Raw genomic sequence first — 20,262 nt, 5'->3', positions numbered from 1 at the left:
TTCGCAGGCGTGACGGCTCAGCCCGTCGCGGGTGGCTCAGCCGGAAGGAACCCCCTGTGCAACCGTGAGCGACGGCGACCACCGAAGGCCAGGTGAAGGTAGCTGCCCCGCCGGTGCCCTGTCGAAGTTGCGTTTTCCCTGTCGAAGTGGCCTCTCGGCCCGGTCCCCGCGGGAGTTGAGGCGGTGGCGCCGCCTGCCGTCGTGGAGGTACGCATCGGCCCGGTCCCTGCGGGAGTTGGGGCGGTGGAGCCGCCTGCCGTCGTGGAGGTACGCATCGGCCCGGCCACCGCCGATGAGCAGTGTCGCCGGATCGGCTCACGCCGGCGGGCCGAGGCGCGGCACAGCGTTGTCGACGTCTCCGGAACGGATCGACGGCACCGCGGAATGCCCTTGGACCGGGAAGCGGCTCCCCTGTGCCCTGCCCGGCCACTCGCAGGCGGCCTCGCCGCGCCGCCGGGGGGAGGAAGCCGAGGGGCGGGACGCAGGGTCAGGCGGCAGGGGCTGGGGGCCCAGGGCCGGGGACTGGGGACTGGGGACTGGTGGCCAAAGGCTAGGGGCCGAGGGCCGAGGGCTGCGGGCCAGGGGGCCGAGGCTGGGAGCGGAGGCGGTTGCTTGCGCTTCAGACGGTCTGCCAGGCCGTGAGGGCCAGGCCCGGCTCGTCCTTGCGGCGGGTCAGGTGCAGCAGGCCGGTCGACGGGGACAGGGCGGCCGCGACCACCCGGTCCTCGTGGTCCTTCGCGAGCGCCACGCCGGCGTCGGCGGGCAGCTGGGGGCCGGACTCGGTCCACCAGGCGCCGGCCGACTCCTGTTCCGTCGGATAGGCGGCGAACGCGACGCGGCCGCTCGCGGAGCGCTGGGCGAGCAGTGTGCAGTCGTGGCCGTCGAGCCGGGTGCGGATCGCGGCGACCGGGCCGGGTCCGGCGGCGGCGAGGAGGGCGACGGGCTCAGAGCCGGAACGCCAGGCGCACAGGTCGCCGGCGTCGTCTGTGTAGTAGAGCGTGACGTGCTCCGCCGAGGTGGCCAGCGCCCGCAGCGTGCCGGGCCGGACGGGCGTCTTGAGAGGCTCCTGCAGCACCGGCTGGGCGCCCGGTTCCTCCTGCCGCCAGTGCAGGAGACCGTCGGACCCGGCGGCGAACGCCTCGACGCGGCCCGAGGTCCCCGCCGCCGCGACGGGCGGTCCCTCGACGCCCTGCCCCTTCAGGTCGCGCCAGGGGTCCCAGCCGCCCTTCTCCTTCTGGGCGACCATGGACAGTCCGGCGCCGGTGTTGCGGACGAAGACATGGGCACGTCCCTGGGCGTCCACGGCGACGGCGGGCGTTCCGGTCCGGTCGCCCTTCTTGTCGGGATGGCCGACGGGGGCCCAGTCCAGCGGAGCGAGCAGGGGCCGGAAGTGCGTCGAGTGCACCAGCACCGCCGCCTCCCGCGCGGTGGGCCGCCAGGAGGCCAGGTGGGCGTAGCCGTTCGCGCCCTGGCCGACGGCGAGCACCTGGTGCAGTCTCTGGTCGCCGCCCACTCCGCGCGGGGCCTCCCAGGGGCCGCCGGGGACGTGTTCCGCACGGCACGAGACGGCGTCGTCCGACATCAGATAGACAGCCAGCCGTCCGTCGCGGCCGCGTATGAGCCAGTCGCCGTTCACCCGATCACTTTAGGCCGGGGTCCCGACGTCGCCCGCCGGGGGTCCTGTCCGCCGATCTCGTCCGATGGTCGCTTCCAGCAGGCGCGTCCGCCGACCTCGTCCGGCGATCTGGTCCGCGGGTCGCATTCGCGGGTCGCGTTCGCGGGTCGCATTCGCACGTCTCGTCAGCGGGTCTCGTCCGCGGGGCCGTCCGTGCGACGCTGGTCCGCATGGACGACGACAACTCCGCGCCCGCGCTGCTCGTGATCGTCGACGCCGCGAACGTCGTCGGGTCGGTCCCCGACGGATGGTGGCGGGACCGGCGAGGCGCGGCGGAGCGGTTGCGCGACCGGCTGGCCGCGGACGGCCTCTTGGGTCACTCCGGGCCCGTGGACATCGTCCTCGTCGTCGAGGGAACGGCCCGCGGAGTGGAGTCGGCCCCCGGCGTACGGGTGGAAGCGGCCCCCGGCAGCGGGGACGACCGCATCGTCGAACTGGTCGCCGAGGCCGCCGGGCGCCGCCGTCTGGTCGTCACCGCCGACCGCGAGCTGCGCCGCCGGGTGACGGACCTCGGCGCGGACGTCACGGGCCCGCGGGCGGTACGCGGCTGAGCCGACGGCAGGTCGGACACCGCACGAGATCGGTCGCACGACAACACCAGTCGCAGGAGGCCGGTCGCACGACATCGGTCGCACGAGGCCGGTCGCAGGAGGACGGCGGCTGACCGCCGGCCCATGGTCGCCTGCCGCCGGGCGTAGGGGCACGGACGTGCGGGGGCGGGGTGGCTCGGACGGCGGGGGCGGGGCAGCCGCGAGCCCGGTCCCGGGCGGTCGCCGTCGGGGCCGGGCTCGGGGGCGTGCGTCACACGGGGCCGGCGCCGCCGGGGCCCGGGGTGGGGGCGGTGGACGCCTCACCTCGTCCGAGGCGGCTGTGGGAGCGGCCGTAGAGGAAGTAGACGACGCATCCGATGACCATCCAGATGCCGAACCGCAGCCAGGTCTCGGCGGGCAGGTTGAGCATCAGCCACAGCGAGGCGAGCACCGACAGGATCGGCACGAACGGCACCCACGGGGTGCGGAAGGCCCGCGGCAGGTCGGGGCGGGACCTGCGCAGGAGGACGACGCCGATCGCGACGACCACGAAGGCGAACAGGGTGCCGATGTTGACCAGCTCGGCGAGTTCGCTCAGCGGGGTGAAGCCGGCGACGATCGCGATGATCCCGCCGAGCAGGATCGTGGGCCGGTGCGGGGTCTTGTAGCGCGGGTGGACGTGGGAGAAGAAGCGGGGCAGCAGTCCGTCCCGGCTCATCGCGAAGAAGACACGGGTCTGGCCCAGCAGCAGGATCATGCAGACGGTGGTGAGGCCGACGGCGGCGCCGAAGCTGATGAAGCCCGCGAACCAGGGGTGCCCGGTGGCCTTGAAGGCGTCGGCGAGCGGGGCGGTGACGGACAGCTTGGTGTAGTGCTCCATGCCCGTGACGACGACCGACACCAGCACGTACAGCGTGGTGCAGATGATGAGGGAGCCGATGATGCCGCGGGGCATGTCGCGCTGCGGGTGCTTGGTCTCCTCCGCGGCCGTGGCGACCACGTCGAAGCCGATGAAGGCGAAGAACACCACCGAGGCGGCGGTGAAGATGCCCATGACGCCGAAGTTGGAGGGGGCCCAGCCGAACATCAGCTGGATGAGCGGGGAGTTCAGCCCTCCGCCGGCCTCGACGGCCTGCGCCTTGGGAATGAACGGGTCGTAGTTGTCGCCCTTGATGAAGAAGGCGCCGGCGATGATCACGGTCAGCACGACCGTCACCTTGATGGCGACCACGATCGAGGTCACGCGCGCGGAGAGCTTGGTGCCGAGTACGAGGATGGCGGTGAGCACCAGGACGAGCGCGGCGGCGAGGATGTCGAAGCCGAAGCCGTCGGCTCCGTCGCGGCTGCCGAGTGCCGCCGGGAGGTGCCAGCCGGCGTTGTCCAGCAGGGAGGCGATGTAGCCGGACCAGCCGACGGCGACCACCGCGGTGCCGAGCGCGAACTCCAGGACCAGGTCCCAGCCGATGATCCAGGCGGGCAGTTCGCCGAGGGAGGCGTACGAGAAGGTGTAGGCGGAGCCCGCCACCGGGACGGTGGAGGCGAACTCGGCGTAGCAGAGCGCGGCGAGCGCGCAGACGACCCCGGCCACCACGAAGGCCAGGGCCACGGCCGGGCCGGCGTTGTTCTTGGCGACCGTGCCGGTGAGGACGAAGATGCCGGTGCCGATGATGACGCCGACGCCGAAGACGGTCAGGTCGAGCGCGGACAAGGATTTCTTGAGCGCGTGTTCTGGCTCCTCGGTATCGAGGATGGACTGCTCGACCTTCTTCGTCCGGAAGAGGGTGCTGCTCACGGGGTACCTCCCACGCTGTGTCGTCCTCGACATGATCGAGAGGGGGCGTAGACCGTATGCCCCGCCGCGGGCCGGTTAACGCGAATGGACCGGTTCCACCACTCTTCACAGTGGTGGAACCGGTCCATCCGGGCGGCTCGGGTCGCCTGCGCCTACGTCAGTCGCGGGCGGGCTCCACGGACTCGGCCGCCGCGCTGCCGTACCGTCCGTCGAGCTTGGAGACGAGGCCGGTGACCTGCCGCGCGATGTCGGGCGCGGTGAGGCCGATCTCGGCCATGACCTCGGCGCGGGAGGCGTGGTCGAGGAAGCGGGGCGGGATGCCGAAGTCGCGCAGCGGGACGTCGACTCCGGCGTCGCGCAGGGACTGGGCGACGGCCGATCCGACGCCGCCGACGCGGGAGTTGTCCTCGACGGTGACGACCACGCGGTGCCGCTCGGCGAGCGGGGCCATGGCCTCGTCGACGGGCTTGACCCAGCGCGGGTCGACGACCGTGGTGGTGATGCCCTGCCGGTCGAGGAGGGTCGCGATCTCCAGGCACATCGGGGCGAGCGCGCCCACGGAGACGAGCAGCACGTCGGGGGTGTCGGTGCCGCTCTCGCGCAGCACGTCCATGCCGCCGACGCGGCCCACGGCGGGCACCGCGGGGCCGACGGCGCCCTTGGAGAAGCGGACGACGGTCGGCGCGTCGTCTACGGCGACGGCCTCGCGCAGCTGGGCGCGGACCTGGTCGGCGTCGCGCGGGGCGGCGAGCCGCAGGCCGGGGACGACCTGGAGGATCGACATGTCCCACATGCCGTTGTGGGAGGCGCCGTCGGTGCCGGTGACGCCTGCCCGGTCCAGTACGAAGGTCACACCGCACTTGTGGAGGGCGACATCCATGAGGACCTGGTCGAAGGCACGGTTGAGGAATGTGGCGTACACCGCGAACACCGGATGCACCCCGCCGTGGGCCAGGCCCGCGGCGGAGACCGCGCCGTGCTGCTCGGCGATGCCGACGTCGTAGACGCGGTCCGGGAAGGCCTTGGCGAACTTGTCGAGGCCGACCGGCTGGAGCATGGCGGCGGTGATCGCGACGATGTCCGTGCGCTCCTCGCCGAGTCTGACCATCTCGTCGCCGAAGACGGACGTCCAGTCGGCGCCGGAGGTGGCGATCGGCAGACCGGTGTCGGGGTGGATCTTGCCGACGGCGTGGAAGCGGTCGGCCTCGTCCTGGAGGGCGGGCTGGTAGCCGCGGCCCTTCTCGGTGAGGCAGTGCACGATCACGGGGCCGCCGAAGCGCTTGGCGCGGGCCAGCGCGGACTCCAGCGCCTCGATGTCGTGGCCGTCGATCGGTCCGACGTACTTCAGGCCGAGGTCCTCGAACATGCCCTGGGGGGCGATGAAGTCCTTCAGGCCCTTCTTGGCGCCGTGCAGGGTCTCGTAGAGCGGCTTGCCGACGACGGGCGTCCGCTCGAGGAGGTCCTTCCCGCGGGCCAGGAAACGCTCGTAGCCGTCCGTCGTGCGCAGGGTGGCGAGGTGGTTGGCGAGGCCGCCGATGGTCGGCGCGTACGAGCGCTCGTTGTCGTTGACGACGATGACCAGCGGGCGGTCCCCGTCGGCGATGTTGTTCAGGGCCTCCCAGGCCATGCCGCCGGTGAGCGCGCCGTCGCCGATGACCGCCACGACATGGCTGTCGCGGTCGAGGATCTGGTTGGCCTTGGCGATTCCGTCGGCCCAGCCGAGCACCGTGGAGGCGTGGCTGTTCTCGATGACGTCGTGCTCGGACTCGGCCTGCGAGGGGTAGCCGGACAGGCCGCCCTTCATCTTCAGCCGGGAGAAGTCCTGCCGGCCGGTGAGCAGTTTGTGCACGTAGGACTGGTGTCCGGTGTCCCACAGGACCTTGTCCTTGGGCGACTCGAAGACCCTGTGCAGGGCGAGGGTGAGCTCGACCACGCCGAGGTTGGGGCCGAGGTGGCCGCCGGTCTTGGAGACGGCGTCCACGAGGAAGGTGCGGATCTCCCCTGCCAGCTGGTCCAGCTCTTCCAGGCTGAGCCGGTCCAGATCGCGCGGTCCCCTGATGCGGGTCAGCAGCGGCACCCGTGCCTCCTTGCAGTAAAAGCTGATCGAGCTGTTGCCGGGCTTGTCGAGTCTAATGTTCCGCCGGGGCGGCCGGACTCCGGCCCGTGCGTCATACGTCACCCGAACGGCCGTACCCACGATTCACCGTTCCCATGACACGACTGTGCCCGGCGTCTGAACGGACGCCGGGCACAGGGGGTCGTACGGTCGTACGGAGGGACTAGCCTCGGCCGGCCGCCTTCTGGCTCTTGCGGGACACCGAGTCGATGACGACCGCGCCGAGCAGAACACCACCGGTGATCATGTACTGGATCGAGGTGTTCATGTTCAGCAGGTCGAGACCGGTCCGGATGGACTGGATGACCAGCATGCCCAGCAGGGCGGACCAGACGGTGCCGCGGCCGCCGAAGAGGCTGGTGCCGCCGATGACGGCCGCCGCGATGGCGAGCATCAGAGTGTCGCCGGCGCCGGCGCTCAGCGACGCGCCCGCCGTCTGACCGGCGAAGAACATGCCGCCGACCGCTGCGAAACCGCCGGAGATGGCGAACACGGTGATCCGGACCATCGGCACGTTGATGCCGGCCCGGCGGGCCGCCTCGATGCCGCCGCCGACCGCGAACACCTTGCGGCCGTACGTGGTGCGACGCAGCACGAAGTCCACGATCACCAGCGCGGCCAGGAAGATGACCAGCGCGTTGGAGACGCCGGAGGCGTTGTTCAGCACCGCGGCGGAGACGAACGCCGCGGCGGCGAGAGCGCCCACGCGCAGCAGGATCTCACCGGTCGCGCGGTGCGGGACGCCCGCGGCCCGGCGCCGGCGCTGCTCACCGAAGTTGCCGACCAGGGACAGCACGACGGCCAGGCCGGCCAGCAGGTAGGCCCCGATGATGGCCTGGTCCATGAAGAAGGAGTTCTGGCCGAGCAGGTGGATCGGGCCGGTGTCCGACGGCAGGTTGATCGTGCCGTTGGAGCCGAGCAACCACAGCATCAGGCCGTTCCAGGCGAGGAGACCGGCCAGGGTGACCACGAAGGCCGGTACGCCGATCTTCGCGAAGAACCATCCGTGCAGGGCGCCGATGGCGATGCCCGTGAGGACGGTCAGCACGAGCGCGAGCCATGGGTTCATGCTGTGGTCCACCACGAACACGGCGAAGACCGCGGACGCCAGACCGCTGACGGAGCCGACCGACAGGTCGATCTCGCCGAGCAGCAGCACGAACACCAGGCCGATGGCGAGCATGCCGGTGGCCGACAGGAAGTAACTGATGTTGGAGAGGTTGTCGGCGCTGAGGAAGCGGTCGTTCTTCAGCTGGAAGATCGTCCAGATGACGATGAGGCCGAGGACGACCGGGAGCTGGCCGAGCTCGCCGCTCTTGACCTTGCGCTTGAACTCGGTGACGTAGCCCTTGAGGCCCTCCTCGCGGACCAGCAGCCGCGGGTCGACGACGGAGACGGGCGCGGCCGTCGGGTCGTCGGCGGGCGCGACGGTCGTCTGGTCCTCGACGACGCCCTGGGTCTTCTCGAGCTTGGTGCCCGTCTCGGCCTTCCCGGGCTCTGTGGAGTCGCTCTTCACGGTCTTCGACGTGTCGCTCACTTGGCCGCCTCCGCGGTGCGACGCCCCGCACGACGGGTCACGGCGTTGTCCGTGGCACCGGTGATCGCGGCGATGATCTCTTCGTGGCTGGTGTCCTTCACGGGGAAGGAGCCGTTGTTCTTGCCCAGACGCAGGACGGCGACGGTGTCCGCGACCGCCTTGACGTCGGCCATGTTGTGGCTGATGAGGATGACGCCGAGGTTGCGCTCGCGCAGCCGCTCGACCAGGTCGAGGACCTGCGCCGTCTGCTCGACGCCGAGCGCCGCGGTGGGCTCGTCGAGGATGACGACCTTCGGCTCGCCGATCAGCGCACGGGCGATCGCGACGACCTGGCGCTGACCGCCCGACAGGCTCGCGATCGGGATGCGGACGCTCGGGATGCGGATGGAGAGCGTGGAGAGCAGCTCGCGGGCGTTCTTCTCCATCGACACCTCGTCGATGACGCCGCGGCGCAGCAGCTCCCGTCCGAGGTACAGATTGCCGACCACGTCGAGGTTGTCGCACAGCGCGAGGTCCTGGTAGACCGTCGCGACGCCGAGTCCCTGGGCGTCGTGCGGCTTGTCGATGCTGACCGGCCGGCCCTCCCACTCGATGACGCCCTCATCGATGGGGTGGACACCTGCGATCGTCTTGACCAGGGTCGACTTCCCTGCGCCGTTGTCGCCCACCAGGGCGACCACTTCTCCGGCGTGGACCTCCAGCTCGACGTCGGTGAGTGCCTGCACCGCACCGAATCGCTTGGAGACTCCGCGCAACGCCAGCACGGGCGTAGCGGACACGTGAACCATCTCCTTCGCCGCCTGACCGGCGGGGATGCCGCGCGCAAAGACAGGCGCGGAGGGATGTGGACGACGGCGCGGGGCGCGACGTCGACGCACGAGGTTTACAAGATGAACATGCGTGAATCCGCTGCGCTTGGCAACGGTTGTCACACTGGGCAAGGTTCCGTCCGACGCCCTCCCCGGCAGCGGGGTGTGAAGGTGGGGCGGGCGTCGGACAGGTCTCACGGGGACCGCGGGGCGGTCGGCGCCGAGGGCCGGTTCCGGGAAGCGGCGCTTGTGTGCGGCGCGGCCCGGGCGGGGCCCTCGGGACCGGGAGCCGCTACTGGAGGCCGGCGGCCTTGCAGGCGGCGGCGTACTCGGCGGTGCAGATGTCGGCGACGGTGTAGAGACCGTCCTTGACGACCGTGTCCTTGATGTTGGCCTTGGTGACCGACACCGGGGTCAGCAGCTGCGAGGGAACCTTGTCGCCGGAGCCGCTGGTGAGCGTCTCGGAGGCGGCGCCCTTGATGTCCTTGCCGTTGAGCAGGTCGACCGCGAGCTGGGCGGCGGCCTCGGCCTCCGGCTTGAAGGCCTTGTAGACGGTGGAGGACTGGGTGCCGGCGACGATGCGCTGGATGCCCGCGAGCTCCGCGTCCTGGCCGGTCAGCGGGATGCCGCTGATCTTCGCGCCCTTGAGGGTGTTGGCGATGCCACCGGCCATGCCGTCGTTGGCCGCGTAGACGCCCGCGATGTTCTTGGCGCCCAGCTGGGTGATGGCCGCGGACATCTTCTGGGCGGCGACGGTGTCCTTCCACAGGCCGGACTGCTCGTAGGCGATGTCGACCTTGCCGTCGAGGACCTTGTGCGCGCCCTGCTTGAACTGGCCGGCGTTCGGGTCGGCGTCGTCACCGTTGATCATGACGATCTTGGAGGTGGGGGTCGCCTTCGCGCCGAGGGCGTCGAGCAGGGCCTGGCCCTGGAGCTCGCCGACCTTGACGTTGTCGAAGGAGACGTACGCGCTGACCGGGCCCTGGGCGAGACGGTCGTACGCCACGACCTTGACGCCCTTGTCGACCGCGGACTGGATCGAGGACTTGATCGCGGCGGAGTCCTGGGCGGAGATCACGATGACCTTCACGCCCTTGGTGACCATGCTGCTGACCTGCTGCGCCTGCTTGGCCGGGTCGGCCGCGGCGTTGGCGTACTCGAGCTTGCAGTCGGAGCAGAGCGCCTTGACCTTGGCGTCGAAGTACGGCTTGTCGAACTTCTCGTACCGCGCGGTGACGCTGTCGGGAAGCAGCAGGCCGATGGACTTGTCGCCCGAGCTGCTGCTGCCGGAGTCGCTGGCCTTGTCGTCGCCCGCCTTGCCGCACGCGGCAATCGACAGCGCCATGGACACGGCGGTGGCGCCGATCACGACTCTACGCATCGTTGCGTTCATTGGGGTGTGCCTCCCTGACAGGGCCGCAGCGCTGCGGCCGAGGTGGCTCGAAGTCAACTCGGCCGCAAGTTCGGCGTCAAGAAGTAAATACTTAACGAGATGGCAACGGCGTCATTCGTTCTCTAAGTGAAGGCAGGTGTCGCCGCGGTCAGGGTACCGTCCAAAAGGGTCGAATCGCCCATCTCGCTCAGTGCGAGAGCGAGCGCTCCGAGCACCTCCGCACGGCCCCCAAGTGCCCCCGGGAGAACGGAGAGTTGACGCGCCGCACTCGGGATCGCATAGCGGCCGACGGACTCCCTTATCGGACCGAGCACCAGCTCTCCCGCCTCGGCGAGATCACCGCCCAGGACCACCCGGCTCGGGTTCAGCAGATTGCAGAGATTGGCCACTCCACTGCCGACGTGTCGGCCGACGTCGGCGATCACCCGACGGCAGCCCGGATCACCGTCCCTGGCCAGCCGCACCACGCCTTCCATCGTCAGATCGGTGCCGTGGCTGGACTGGAGGAGCGGGAGCACATAGCGCGCGGCCGCGAAGGTCTCCAGGCAGCCCCGGTTCCCGCAGCGGCAGACCGGGCCGGACTCGTCAAGTGTAATATGCCCGATTTCTCCTGCGGTTCCGCCGGGCCCGCGGTAGATCTTCCCCTCGATCACCAGGCCGGCTCCGACACCGCTCGCGACCTTGATGTAGGCGAGGTCGCGCACGCCCCGGCCGCTGCCCCAGACCATCTCGCCGAGGGCCCCGAGGTTGGCGTCGTTGTCCACGTGCACGGGCACGCCGAGCCGGCCCCTCATCTCCTCCGCGGGCCTGGTGCCGATCCAGCCGGGCAGGATGGCGGACGAGCCGAGCGTGCCGGACTCGAGATCGATCGGCCCGGGCACGCCCAGGCCGACTCCCGCGATCTTCGCGCGGTCCACCCCGGTGGCCTCGATCAACCGGCTGACCAGCTGTTCCGCCCGGTCGAAGCCCTGCGTCGACGAGGCGTCGACGTCCAGCGGCTCGGACTCCTCCGCGAGGACCTGATGGGCCAGGTTGCCCACGGCCACCCGCAGGTGCGTGTGCCCGAAATCGACCCCTATGACGATGCCGGCATCGCCGCTCAGACTGACGCTGCGGGCCCTTCGCCCACCGGCCGAGGTGGGCGTCACCTCCACCGTGCCGCCGTCCTTCAACTCGCGCACGATGTTGGAGACGGTCGCGGCCGAGAGGCCGGTCGCCCGGGCGATCTCCGCCTGTGTGAGGGATCCGGCCAGACGCACGGCGCGTACGACCCGCTCCAGGTTGGCTCGGTGCAGCGACGACTGCGACCCCGGAGTCTCCACGACGACCTCCTGCGCGCGGGGCCGCATCGATGAGACCCCGTCTATGTCCAACTAGTGAACTCTAAGCTGAGCCGTTCGCGTTGCCTCCCGTCAAGAGGTTGAACAGTATCCGCCCGGTTGCAGAGAGACACGGACCGTGGCGAAACGATCGGTAACGGACAGTGTCAGGGTGGGCGCGAGGGGTTGCGCAAACGGGTTGTGCGCAGGCGCGCGGAAGTGCGGGACGCGGGCCTGGACGGCCGCCGCAGGGCGAGCGCCGGTGACATCCCGGGCGCGGGCGGGCCCTGGGGCGGGACCGTCGGACGGTCGCGTCGCGGCAGAAACGGGTGGGGACTGATCGGGTCGGCCGAACCGAGTGGGCGGACCCGGGCGCGACGCGTGCTTCGCGCAGGCTGCCGGGGGGACTTCCCCGCAGACGGCGGGGAAGTGCCCCGCCCCGTCGGGCTGCGGTGCGGCGGAACGGCACCGCGTCAGTTCGAGGGAAGTGTGCGCCAAGGCCACGCCGGAACGCGGCGGGAGGGAGAGGTGGACCCCGGGTGTCATCGGTACACGGAGGGGGACCAGGGACTCGTCCGCCCGCGAGGGACCCCGGCCTCGGGCGCGGGTGGGTGTGCGCGTCCACCGCAGCGCAGGACGTCGTCCGGGATCGGGTCGCGGTCCTGCGCCGTCCCGCTCCGGGTGAGGCCCTGCTTCGATGCGCCCTACTTCAGTGCGCCCGCCGTCAAGCCCTGTACCACCTGGCGCTGGAAGACGATGTAGGCGGCGAGCACCGGCAGCATGGCCATCACCAGGCCGGCGAAAAGGCCGGACCAGTCACCCTTGTAACCCTGGCTGACGGCGAGTTGCACCAGGCCCTGGGTCAGGACGCGCTTGTCGGGGTCCGTATTGAGGACCGTCGGCAGCATGTACTGGTTCCACTGGCCCAGAAAATTGAAGATGCCGACGCTGATCAGGCCGGGCTTGGCCATCGGCAGCATGATCTGGAAGAACGTACGGCTGTGCGAGGCCCCGTCCACGAAGGCCGCCTCCGCGACCGACGAGGGCAGCGTGCGGAAGAAGGCCGTCAGGAAGAAGACCGTGAACGGCAGCGAGTACGCGATGTAGACGAGGATCAGGCCGTGGATGGTGTTCAGCAGCCCCATGTTGTTGACGACGTAGAACAGCGGCACCAGCGCCAGCATGATCGGGAAGCTCATGCCCCCGACGAACAGAAAGTAGATGAAACGGTTGCCCGGAAAGTCGAAACGGGCCAGCACGTAGGCCGCCATGGAGCCGAGCGCCAGCGTGCCGACGAGTGAACCCCCCACCACCAGGACGGTATTGAGGAAGTAGTCGCCCATGTTCGCCTCGGTCCAGGCCCGCGACCAGTTGTCGAAGTGCAGCCGGTCGGGCAGCGACCAGGGCGAACCGAAGATGGAGCTGTCGTCCTTGAAGGAGGTCATCACCGCCCAGAGCAGCGGCAGCACGACCATGACCGCCCAGATGACCAGAACACCATGAGAAAAGACGTTGAGGACGTTTCCTTCCGGTTTCTCCTTGGCGGGCGCTCTCCCGGACGGCACGTCGACCATGGTGACGACGACGCCGGAGCCGGACTCGGCCGGCAGGGGCGCGGGGCTTTCGGTCGTCTTCATCGTCAGTACTCCAGCCGCTCGCGTCGTCCGAGCCGCATCACGACCGCGGCGAAGGCCAGCGTCACGACGAGCAGGGCGACCCCGATGGTGGTGGCGTAGGCGGCCTGACCGTCCCGGAACGCCTTCTGGTAGACGTACAGGACCATCACGGTGGTCGAGTAGTCGGGGCCGCCCGGTCCGGTCGTCATGATCTGCACGACCGCGAACGACTCGGCGCCGAGCGCGAGGATGCCCATGTAGACCCAGCCCGACTGCACCGTGTCCCACAGCAGCGGCAGGGTGATGCGGAAGAAGGTCGTGGCCCGGTTCGCGCCGTCCAGCAGGGCGGCCTCGTACAGATCGGCCGGGATGGACGCCATGCCCGCCGAGAACAGCACCACGAAGAAGCCGACCGTGGACCAGACGAGCACCGCCATGACGCACCACAGGGCGAGGTCCGGATCGCCGAGCCAGAGGGGCTGGAGGCCGTCCAGCCCGACGCCGCGGAAGAACGAGTTGATCGCGCCGCTGTCCGGGTTGTACGCGAAGGCGAACAGCAGCGCGACGATGGCGATCGACAACACCTGCGGAAAGAAATACACGATCTTGTAGAAGGAGGAGCCCCGGACGCCCGAGACCACCGGACCCCCCTTCCTTCTGCGTCCACCGATATTGATCATGAAGGCGAAGAACAGCGCCAGACCGATCGTCACCAGGGGCAGCACGAGCGCGAACAGCAGACTGTGCTGAAGGGACTTCCAGAAGATCTCGTCGTCCAGCATCCTCCGGTAATTGTCCAGGCCGACGGTCTTGAATTCGGGGCTCAGGCCGGTCCAGTCCGTGAACGAGTAGTAGATCGACTGGACGAACGGCCACACCACGAAGAGCGCGTACAGTCCCAGGGGCGCCGCCAGGAACCCCACGATGAACCGGTACTTGCCGTGCTGCATCGCCACTCCGGTGCTTTATGGATGCTTCGCCGTGATGCTCGCCGTCACTGATGCCGGTAATGCTTGATCGACGTGTCCTTGGCAGCCTCGTCGGCGTATCCCTGGATTTTCTTGATCGCCTCGGCCGGGGTCAGCCGGCCGGCCATCATCTCGCCGAGTCCGGACACCCCGATCTTCTCCTTCTGCAACTGGACGTACCAGTCCTGCAGCCGTGGATTCACCACGTTGTCGCCCGACTTCTCGAGCGCGGCCACGCCGGACTTGAGGCCGGGGGTGAGGGTGATGCCGTCGGTGCCGCCGTTGTAGGCGGTCAGCGACTTGACCTTGGAGGTGAAGTTCTTCGAGGACCCCTCGCTGAGCATGATGCGCAACTGCTCCATGCCGCCGGGGGCGTTCCTCGCCCTCGCCGGGACGACGAACGGCTCGCCTCCGGAGGCCCAGATGGTGCCGAAGGGCATCTTGTCGGAGGAGTCGATGCCGGTGGGCGCGGAGACCGCCAGGCCGAAGTCGGCGGGGATGACGTTCGCCGACTCGTTCTCCACCCAGGAGCCGTTCGGGAGGAACAGGGCCTTGCCCTTGGCCCAGGCGGTCTGCGACTGGATGTGGTCCAGTCCCGGGGTGCCGTTGAGGACGTAACCCTTCTGGTAGAGCTCGTGATAGGCGTCGAAACACGCCTTCACGGCCGGGTGCTTCCAGGCGTTCGGCTCCAGGTTGTCGATGGCGTCGAGAACCTCGCGACCACCCACCTTGCCGATCATCGCGTACAGCGAGAAGGGAAGGTAGTACGGGTATTTGCCCGCGTATGTCCAGCCTGCGATGCCCTTCTTCTTCGCCTTCTCGCAGACCGCGAGCATCTCGTCCCAGGTCTGCGGGTACGTGGCGTCGAGCGAGTCCAGGGCCTTCTGCGAGTACCACACGCCGTAGACCGTGTAGGCGTAGTACATGATCCAGACCGGGTCGCCGTCGAACTGGCCCATCTCGACGATGCCGGGACGCAGGGTGTCGCGCACCTTCTTGCCCGGATCGTCGTACGACGGCGCGTCCAGCAGCGGGGTGAGATCGGCGAGCTGGTTCTTGCCGACCAGGACGCCCATGTCCATCTGCTCTGCGCCGGAGTTGTCGATCAGGTCCGGCGGGGTGCCCTGGTTGAACCGGGGCTGCAGCGTCGACTGGATCTTCTGAGTGGCCGAGAACTTCACCTTCGCCTTCGGGAGGTTCTTCTCGTAGATCTTCACGGCGTCCTCGGCGTACTCCTTGCCGAAACCACCGTCGAAAACGACGAATTCCATCTGAGCCGTCTCGTTGACCGCGAGAGGGTTCTTCCCGGTCTTCTTTCCCGCCTTGGCCTTGTCCTCGTCGCCTCCGCCGCTGCTGGCACAGGCGGACAGGAAACCCATCGACGGAACGGAGACCAGACCGAGCGCCGCCACTCTCCTCAACAGCTCCCTGCGGCCGACACCCGTGGAGCCGTCGTTCGCGTAACCGCTTGTACCGAAGCCGGTGATCTCGGAGCCGTGCGTCTCAAAACCGTGCGTCTCAAAACCGTGGCTCATGGAACCGTTGCTCTCGGAGGGGGATCCCATGCTCAGGTCCTCGCCTTCTCCAGGACTCAGGCGGTGAACCGGATCCTTCCCGGCACCGCGGTCAGGTCAAGCAGGATCGTACGGATGGAACGTGGCGCGAAGGTCTCGACGGATTCGGCGGACTCGACAGACTCGACGGACTCGACGACGAGTGCCGACAGGTATAGTCCATTCCTTACCGACGGGGCAAGATCGAATGCAAGGTCGGCCTTGGGTCTTTTCCGAGTTGAGACCTCACGGAAATATGAACGGCTGCTGGACGCCTTGCCGGAAAATTGCACGATATGAACCCCGTTCGGCGCAACCAACAACCTTGACATCACTGTCCACTTGACCCCCTACTGATTCCTGCGCGGCAGGAGGACAACGTTGTCCGGAGCGTTGTCCGCAGGCGGGAGGATGCTCACGCATGCAGCGGTTGAGGCGGTTACGGACGGCAGTGGTCACGGCCGCGGTGGTCGTGGCGGTCGGCGCACCGGGGACGGCGACGGCGCTGCCGCCCCCCGCCCCGCTCCCCGGCCGGGAGTTCGCCTCGTCCTTCGAGACGGGAGAACCCGCCCCCGACTGGCGAAGCGCCGTCGATTCCACGCCCGGCGGCGACAGGCGCGCTTCGGGGGTGGACGGCGGATACGGCGGCGGGCTCCCGGGCGACGTGACCGACCGGGTCACGGACGTCCGGGCGAGCGCCGAGAACACCGCCGGCGGCGAGGTGAAGGAGAACCTCCTCGACGGCGAGGCCGGCACCAAGTGGCTGGCCTTCGCGGCCACCGGATGGGTCGAGTTCGACCTCGACGAACCCGCGTCCGTCAGCGCCTACGCCCTCACCTCGGCGAACGACGCAGCCGAACGCGACCCCGCCGACTGGACCCTCTCCGGCTCCGCGGACGGCGCCGAGTGGACGCCCCTCGACACCCGCACCGGGGAAGCGTTCTCACAGCGGTTGCAGACCCGCTCGTTCGCTCTGACCGCCCCGGCTGCTCACCGCCACTTCCGGCTGGACGTCACCGGGAACCACGGCGCGGCGATCCTGCAGCTCGCAGACGTCCGACTCGGCACGGGGGGCGGTGACGGACCCGTTCCGCCGGACATGCTCACGGTCGTCGACCGGGGTCCCGGCGGCTCACCGACCGCGAAGGCCGGCGCCGGTTTCACCGGGCGGCGGGCGCTGCGCTACGCGGGCCGGCACACCGCCTCGGGCCGGGCTTACTCCTACAACAAGGTCTTCGACGTCAACGTGCGGGTCGGCACGCGTACCCGGCTCTCGTACCGGATCTTCCCGTCGATGGCGGACGGCGACCGCGACTACGCCGCCACGAACGTCTCGGTGGACCTGGTCTTCACGGACGGAACGTATCTGAGCGGGCTCGGGGCGAGCGACCAGCACGGATTCCCGCTGTCGCCTCGCGGCCAGGGCGCGGCGAAGGTGCTGTACGTCAACCAGTGGAACGACGTGACGTCCGGGATCGGGGCCGTGGCGGCAGGCAGGACGGTCGACCGGATCCTCGTCGCCTACGACTCCCCCGGCGGGCCGGCGCGGTTCCGGGGCTGGGTGGACGACATCGCGCTGCGCACGACCGCGCCGGAAACGAGGAAAGCGCACCTCTCGGACTACGCGGTGACGACGCGCGGCACGAACTCCAGCAGCGGCTTCTCCCGCGGAAACACGTTTCCCGCGACGGCCGTACCCCATGGCTTCAACTTCTGGACGCCGGTGACGAACGCGTCCTCACTGGGCTGGCTGTACGACTACGCGCGGGCCAACAACGCGGACAACCTGCCGACGATCCAGGCGTTCAGCGCGAGCCACGAGCCGAGTCCGTGGATGGGCGACCGTCAGACCTTCCAGGTGATGCCGTCCGCCGCGGCCGGCGTCCCGGACACCGGACGCACCGCTCGGGCCCTGGCGTTCCGCCACTCCGACGAAACGGCCCGCCCGTACTACTACGGAGTGCGTTTCCAGAACGGTCTCACGGCCGAGATGGCCCCGACCGACCATGCAGCCGCGCTGCGGTTCACCTACCCCGGCTCGGACGCGAGCGTCGTCTTCGACAACGTCACCGACCAGGCCGGCCTGACCCTCGACGCGGCAGCCGGTGTCGTCACCGGTTACTCGGACGTCAAGTCGGGCCTGTCGGCGGGCGCGACCCGGCTCTTCGTGTACGGCGCGTTCGACGCGCCCGTGATCGAGGGTTCGTCCAGCGGGGTAAAGGGTTACCTGCGCTTCGACGCGGGTGCCGACCGCACCGTCACCCTACGGCTGGCGACCTCCCTGATCAGCGTCGACCAGGCCCGTGACAACCTCCGCCGGGAAATCCCGGAGGACACCGCTTTCGACACGGTGAAGGCGCGGGCCCGGCAGCAGTGGGACAGGCTGCTCGGCACGGTCGAGGTGGAGGGCGCGAGTCAGGACCAGCTGACCACGCTCTACTCCAACCTCTACCGGCTGTACCTGTACCCCAACTCCGGTTTCGAGAGGGTCGGCTCGGCCTACCGGTACGCGTCCCCCTTCTCTCCGATGCCGGGACCGGACACCCCGACCCACACCGGGGCGAAGATCGTGGACGGCAAGGTGTACGTCAACAACGGTTTCTGGGACACCTACCGGACCAGCTGGCCCGCGTACGCGCTCCTCACCCCCGCCCAGGCGGGCGTGCTGACCGACGGCTTCGTGCAGCAGTACAAGGACGGCGGCTGGACCTCTCGCTGGTCCTCCCCCGGGTACGCCGACCTGATGACCGGCACCTCGTCGGACGTCGCCTTCGCGGACGCCTATGTCAAGGGTGTCGGATTCGACGCGAAGGCCGCGTACGAGGCCGCCGTCAAGAACGCGACGGTCGTGCCGCCCGCCTCCGGGGTGGGCCGCAAGGGCATGGCGACCTCCCCCTTCCTCGGGTACACGAGCACGGCCACCCACGAGGGCCTGTCCTGGTCGCTCGAGGGCTACCTCAACGACTACGGCATCGCCCGCATGGGGCAAGCCCTGTACCGGCGGACCGGAGAACGGCGCTACCAGGAGGAGTCCGCGTACTTCCTCAACCGCGCGCAGGGTTACGCGCACCTCTTCGACCCGAAGGCCGGCTTCTTCCAGGGCAAGGACGACAAGGGCGCCTGGCGGGTGGCGTCGGGGAGCTACGACCCCCGGATCTGGGGCTACGACTACACCGAGACCAACGGCTGGGGCTACGCCTTCACCGCCCCTCAGGACAGCCGGGGCCTGGCGAACCTGTACGGCGGCCGCGACGGTCTGGCGAAGAAGCTCGACTCCTACTTCGCCACACCGGAAACCGCTTCCCCCGAGTTTTCGGGATCGTACGGCGGAGTCATCCACGAGATGACGGAGGCGCGGGACGTGCGGATGGGCATGTACGGGCACTCCAACCAGGTCGCGCACCACGCGATCTACATGTACGACGCGGCTGGGCAGCCCTGGAAGACCCAGGCGAAGGCCCGCGAGGTACTCGCGCGGCTCTACACCGGCAGCTCGATCGGGCAGGGCTACCTCGGTGACGAGGACAACGGCGAGCAGTCGGCCTGGTACCTGTTCTCCGCGCTCGGTTTCTACCCGCTGGTGATGGGCAGCGGCGAGTACGCCGTCGGTTCGCCCCTGTTCACGAAGGCGACCGTGCACCTGGAGAACGGCCGGGACCTGGTGGTCGGGGCGCCCGGGAACAGCGCGAAGAACGTCTATGTGCAGGGCCTGAAGGTCGACGGACGTCCGTGGTCGTCGACTTCGCTGCCCCACGCGCTGCTCGCCAGGGGCGGGGTTCTGGAGTTCGCCATGGGGCCGCGGCCCTCGGCGTGGGGATCCGGTGAGAACGCGGGTCCCGTCTCGATCACCCGGGACGACAGCACGCCGACGCCTCGCACGGACGTGCTGAAGGGCGAAGGCGCGCTCTTCGACGACACCTCGGCGACGCAGGCGACCGTGCCGGGCACGCTCGCTCTGCCGGTCGCCTCCGGCGCCGAGGCGGAGCAGTACACCCTGACGTCCGCCGACCACGCCCAGGCCCCCGGGAGCTGGACCCTCCAGGGCTCCACCGACGCGGTGACGTGGACCGATCTGGACCGACGGTCCGGGGAGACCTTCCGCTGGGACCGTCAGACCCGCGCGTTCACCGTCGCCCGGCCGGGGACGTACACGTCCTACCGGCTGGTCCTCGACGGCGCAGGGAACGGGGCGGACACCGGGGGAAAGGGAGGCACAGTGAGTCAAGTGCACCTGTCCGAGGTGGAGTTGCTGTCATGATGTGGTGACCGACAGCGATCGCCCACCGTGCCGGGCTTCATCCGTGTTCCGCGGTGGACGGGCCGCCCGCGGGCGGCGGGCGTTCCTTCATGGAGGGGCAGGCGACGATGGACTTCGTCAAGCGGTGCACGGGACTGCTGGCGGGAGCGGTGCTGGGAGCGGGGGCCCTGTTCGCGACAGCGGCCCCGGCTCAGGCGTACAGCCCGAATCCGACGTACCGCGCGTACTACTACGACACCGACGCCTGCCCCTGCAGCGGCGGCAACCTCACGGACCCGTTCGACGACACGTACTTCGCGAACGACGCGGGCGGCTACGCGGTGAAGATGGAGCTGACCGACTCGGGAGCGTTCGTCGGCAAGGTGGAGTTCCACCCGAACGACGAGAAGCTGTGGGTGTACGACACCGCCAACGACGGTGACACGTACTACGTCCGCGTCAGCTACACCTTCGGGGGAACGACGCACGCTCTGGGCACGTTCAGCCCGCCCGGGACCTCCGCGGTGCTCGACTACGAGGTGGAGGACTTCGATCTGCCCGAAGGCGCTTACGTCGACATTTCGGTGTACGACGACGCCGGGCTCACGGACCTCATCGGCGCCGCCCGTGGCTCCGGAGCAGCCATCGCCTAAAGCTCGTTCGGGGCCCTGGAAACGCGTCCGGAACCGTTTCAGGGGAGATTCCGGGCGTGCCTGC

General features: G+C 69.4%; 13 protein-coding genes. 3 read left to right on the top strand and 10 right to left on the bottom strand.

Annotation, left to right across the window (positions count from 1 at the left end):
• Positions 1 to 619: 619 nt before the first annotated feature.
• Complete coding sequence (locus ACN6LD_RS28265) at positions 620 to 1,636, bottom strand: PLL family lectin (protein WP_319198428.1); 1,017 nt, start codon at positions 1,634 to 1,636, stop codon at positions 620 to 622.
• Positions 1,637 to 1,845: 209 nt separating this feature from the next.
• Here ACN6LD_RS28265 and ACN6LD_RS28260 point away from each other — a divergent pair, with 209 nt between their 5' ends.
• On the top strand, positions 1,846 to 2,226 hold the full coding sequence (locus ACN6LD_RS28260) for an NTP pyrophosphohydrolase (protein ID WP_445044678.1): 381 nt from the start codon (positions 1,846 to 1,848) through the stop codon (positions 2,224 to 2,226).
• Between the two features lie 250 nt (positions 2,227 to 2,476).
• On the opposite strand, the gene ACN6LD_RS28255 is transcribed toward ACN6LD_RS28260, so the two are convergent.
• The 9 genes from ACN6LD_RS28255 to ngcE all read right to left on the bottom strand — a co-directional run bounded on the left by ACN6LD_RS28255 (position 2,477) and on the right by ngcE (position 15,320).
• Entirely contained in the window at positions 2,477 to 3,997 is a 1,521-nt protein-coding gene (locus ACN6LD_RS28255) for an amino acid permease (protein WP_319187942.1), read from the bottom strand.
• Between the two features lie 157 nt (positions 3,998 to 4,154).
• The gene (dxs, locus tag ACN6LD_RS28250; protein WP_319187949.1) at positions 4,155 to 6,074 is read right to left on the bottom strand and encodes a 1-deoxy-D-xylulose-5-phosphate synthase; all 1,920 of its coding nucleotides are present in this window, start codon (positions 6,072 to 6,074) and stop codon (positions 4,155 to 4,157) included.
• 202 nt (positions 6,075 to 6,276) lie between these two features.
• A complete protein-coding gene (locus ACN6LD_RS28245) occupies positions 6,277 to 7,650 on the bottom strand; it encodes a sugar ABC transporter permease (protein ID WP_319187940.1) in 1,374 nt (457 codons plus the stop codon).
• Positions 7,647 to 8,438 (bottom strand): ATP-binding cassette domain-containing protein, encoded by a 792-nt coding sequence (locus ACN6LD_RS28240; protein WP_319187938.1) that lies wholly within the window; start codon positions 8,436 to 8,438, stop codon positions 7,647 to 7,649. Before ACN6LD_RS28240 ends, ACN6LD_RS28245 begins: the two co-directional genes overlap by 4 nt.
• 313 nt (positions 8,439 to 8,751) lie before the next feature.
• Complete coding sequence (locus tag ACN6LD_RS28235; protein ID WP_319187936.1) at positions 8,752 to 9,840, bottom strand: sugar ABC transporter substrate-binding protein; 1,089 nt, start codon at positions 9,838 to 9,840, stop codon at positions 8,752 to 8,754.
• Positions 9,841 to 9,974: 134 nt separating this feature from the next.
• Positions 9,975 to 11,174, bottom strand: a complete 1,200-nt coding sequence (locus ACN6LD_RS28230; protein WP_057575706.1) for an ROK family transcriptional regulator — start codon at positions 11,172 to 11,174, stop codon at positions 9,975 to 9,977.
• Between the two features lie 701 nt (positions 11,175 to 11,875).
• Positions 11,876 to 12,808, bottom strand: coding sequence for a carbohydrate ABC transporter permease (locus ACN6LD_RS28225; RefSeq protein WP_319187934.1), 933 nt, complete (start codon positions 12,806 to 12,808; stop codon positions 11,876 to 11,878).
• A gap of 2 nt (positions 12,809 to 12,810) precedes the next feature.
• Positions 12,811 to 13,737 (bottom strand): carbohydrate ABC transporter permease, encoded by a 927-nt coding sequence (locus ACN6LD_RS28220; protein ID WP_319187932.1) that lies wholly within the window; start codon positions 13,735 to 13,737, stop codon positions 12,811 to 12,813.
• Positions 13,738 to 13,781: 44 nt separating this feature from the next.
• Complete coding sequence (gene ngcE / locus ACN6LD_RS28215; protein WP_445044677.1) at positions 13,782 to 15,320, bottom strand: N-acetylglucosamine/diacetylchitobiose ABC transporter substrate-binding protein; 1,539 nt, start codon at positions 15,318 to 15,320, stop codon at positions 13,782 to 13,784.
• Between the two features lie 409 nt (positions 15,321 to 15,729).
• Between ngcE and ACN6LD_RS28210 the strand changes: the two genes are divergently transcribed.
• Positions 15,730 to 19,566 carry a GH92 family glycosyl hydrolase gene (locus ACN6LD_RS28210; protein ID WP_445044676.1) on the top strand — a complete coding sequence of 1,279 codons (3,837 nt, stop codon included), beginning with the start codon at positions 15,730 to 15,732 and terminating at the stop codon, positions 19,564 to 19,566.
• Positions 19,567 to 19,673: 107 nt separating this feature from the next.
• Positions 19,674 to 20,198, top strand: a complete 525-nt coding sequence (locus ACN6LD_RS28205) for a hypothetical protein (RefSeq protein ID WP_445044675.1) — start codon at positions 19,674 to 19,676, stop codon at positions 20,196 to 20,198.
• Positions 20,199 to 20,262: the final 64 nt, after the last annotated feature.

It is taken from the genome of Streptomyces sp. SAS_272 (genome assembly GCF_052543235.1).
This window is presented reverse-complemented; position numbering and strand designations above follow the sequence as displayed.

Coding starts and splice junctions, on each gene's coding strand:
- ACN6LD_RS28225 (WP_319187934.1), bottom strand. CDS start 12,808: ATGAAGACGACCGAAAGCCCCGCGCCCCTGCCGGCCGAGTCCGGCTCC.
- ACN6LD_RS28205 (WP_445044675.1), top strand. CDS start 19,674: ATGGACTTCGTCAAGCGGTGCACGGGACTGCTGGCGGGAGCGGTGCTG.
- ACN6LD_RS28210 (WP_445044676.1), top strand. CDS start 15,730: ATGCAGCGGTTGAGGCGGTTACGGACGGCAGTGGTCACGGCCGCGGTG.
- ngcE (WP_445044677.1), bottom strand. CDS start 15,320: ATGGGATCCCCCTCCGAGAGCAACGGTTCCATGAGCCACGGTTTTGAG.
- ACN6LD_RS28240 (WP_319187938.1), bottom strand. CDS start 8,438: ATGGTTCACGTGTCCGCTACGCCCGTGCTGGCGTTGCGCGGAGTCTCC.
- ACN6LD_RS28220 (WP_319187932.1), bottom strand. CDS start 13,737: ATGCAGCACGGCAAGTACCGGTTCATCGTGGGGTTCCTGGCGGCGCCC.
- ACN6LD_RS28235 (WP_319187936.1), bottom strand. CDS start 9,840: ATGCGTAGAGTCGTGATCGGCGCCACCGCCGTGTCCATGGCGCTGTCG.
- ACN6LD_RS28260 (WP_445044678.1), top strand. CDS start 1,846: ATGGACGACGACAACTCCGCGCCCGCGCTGCTCGTGATCGTCGACGCC.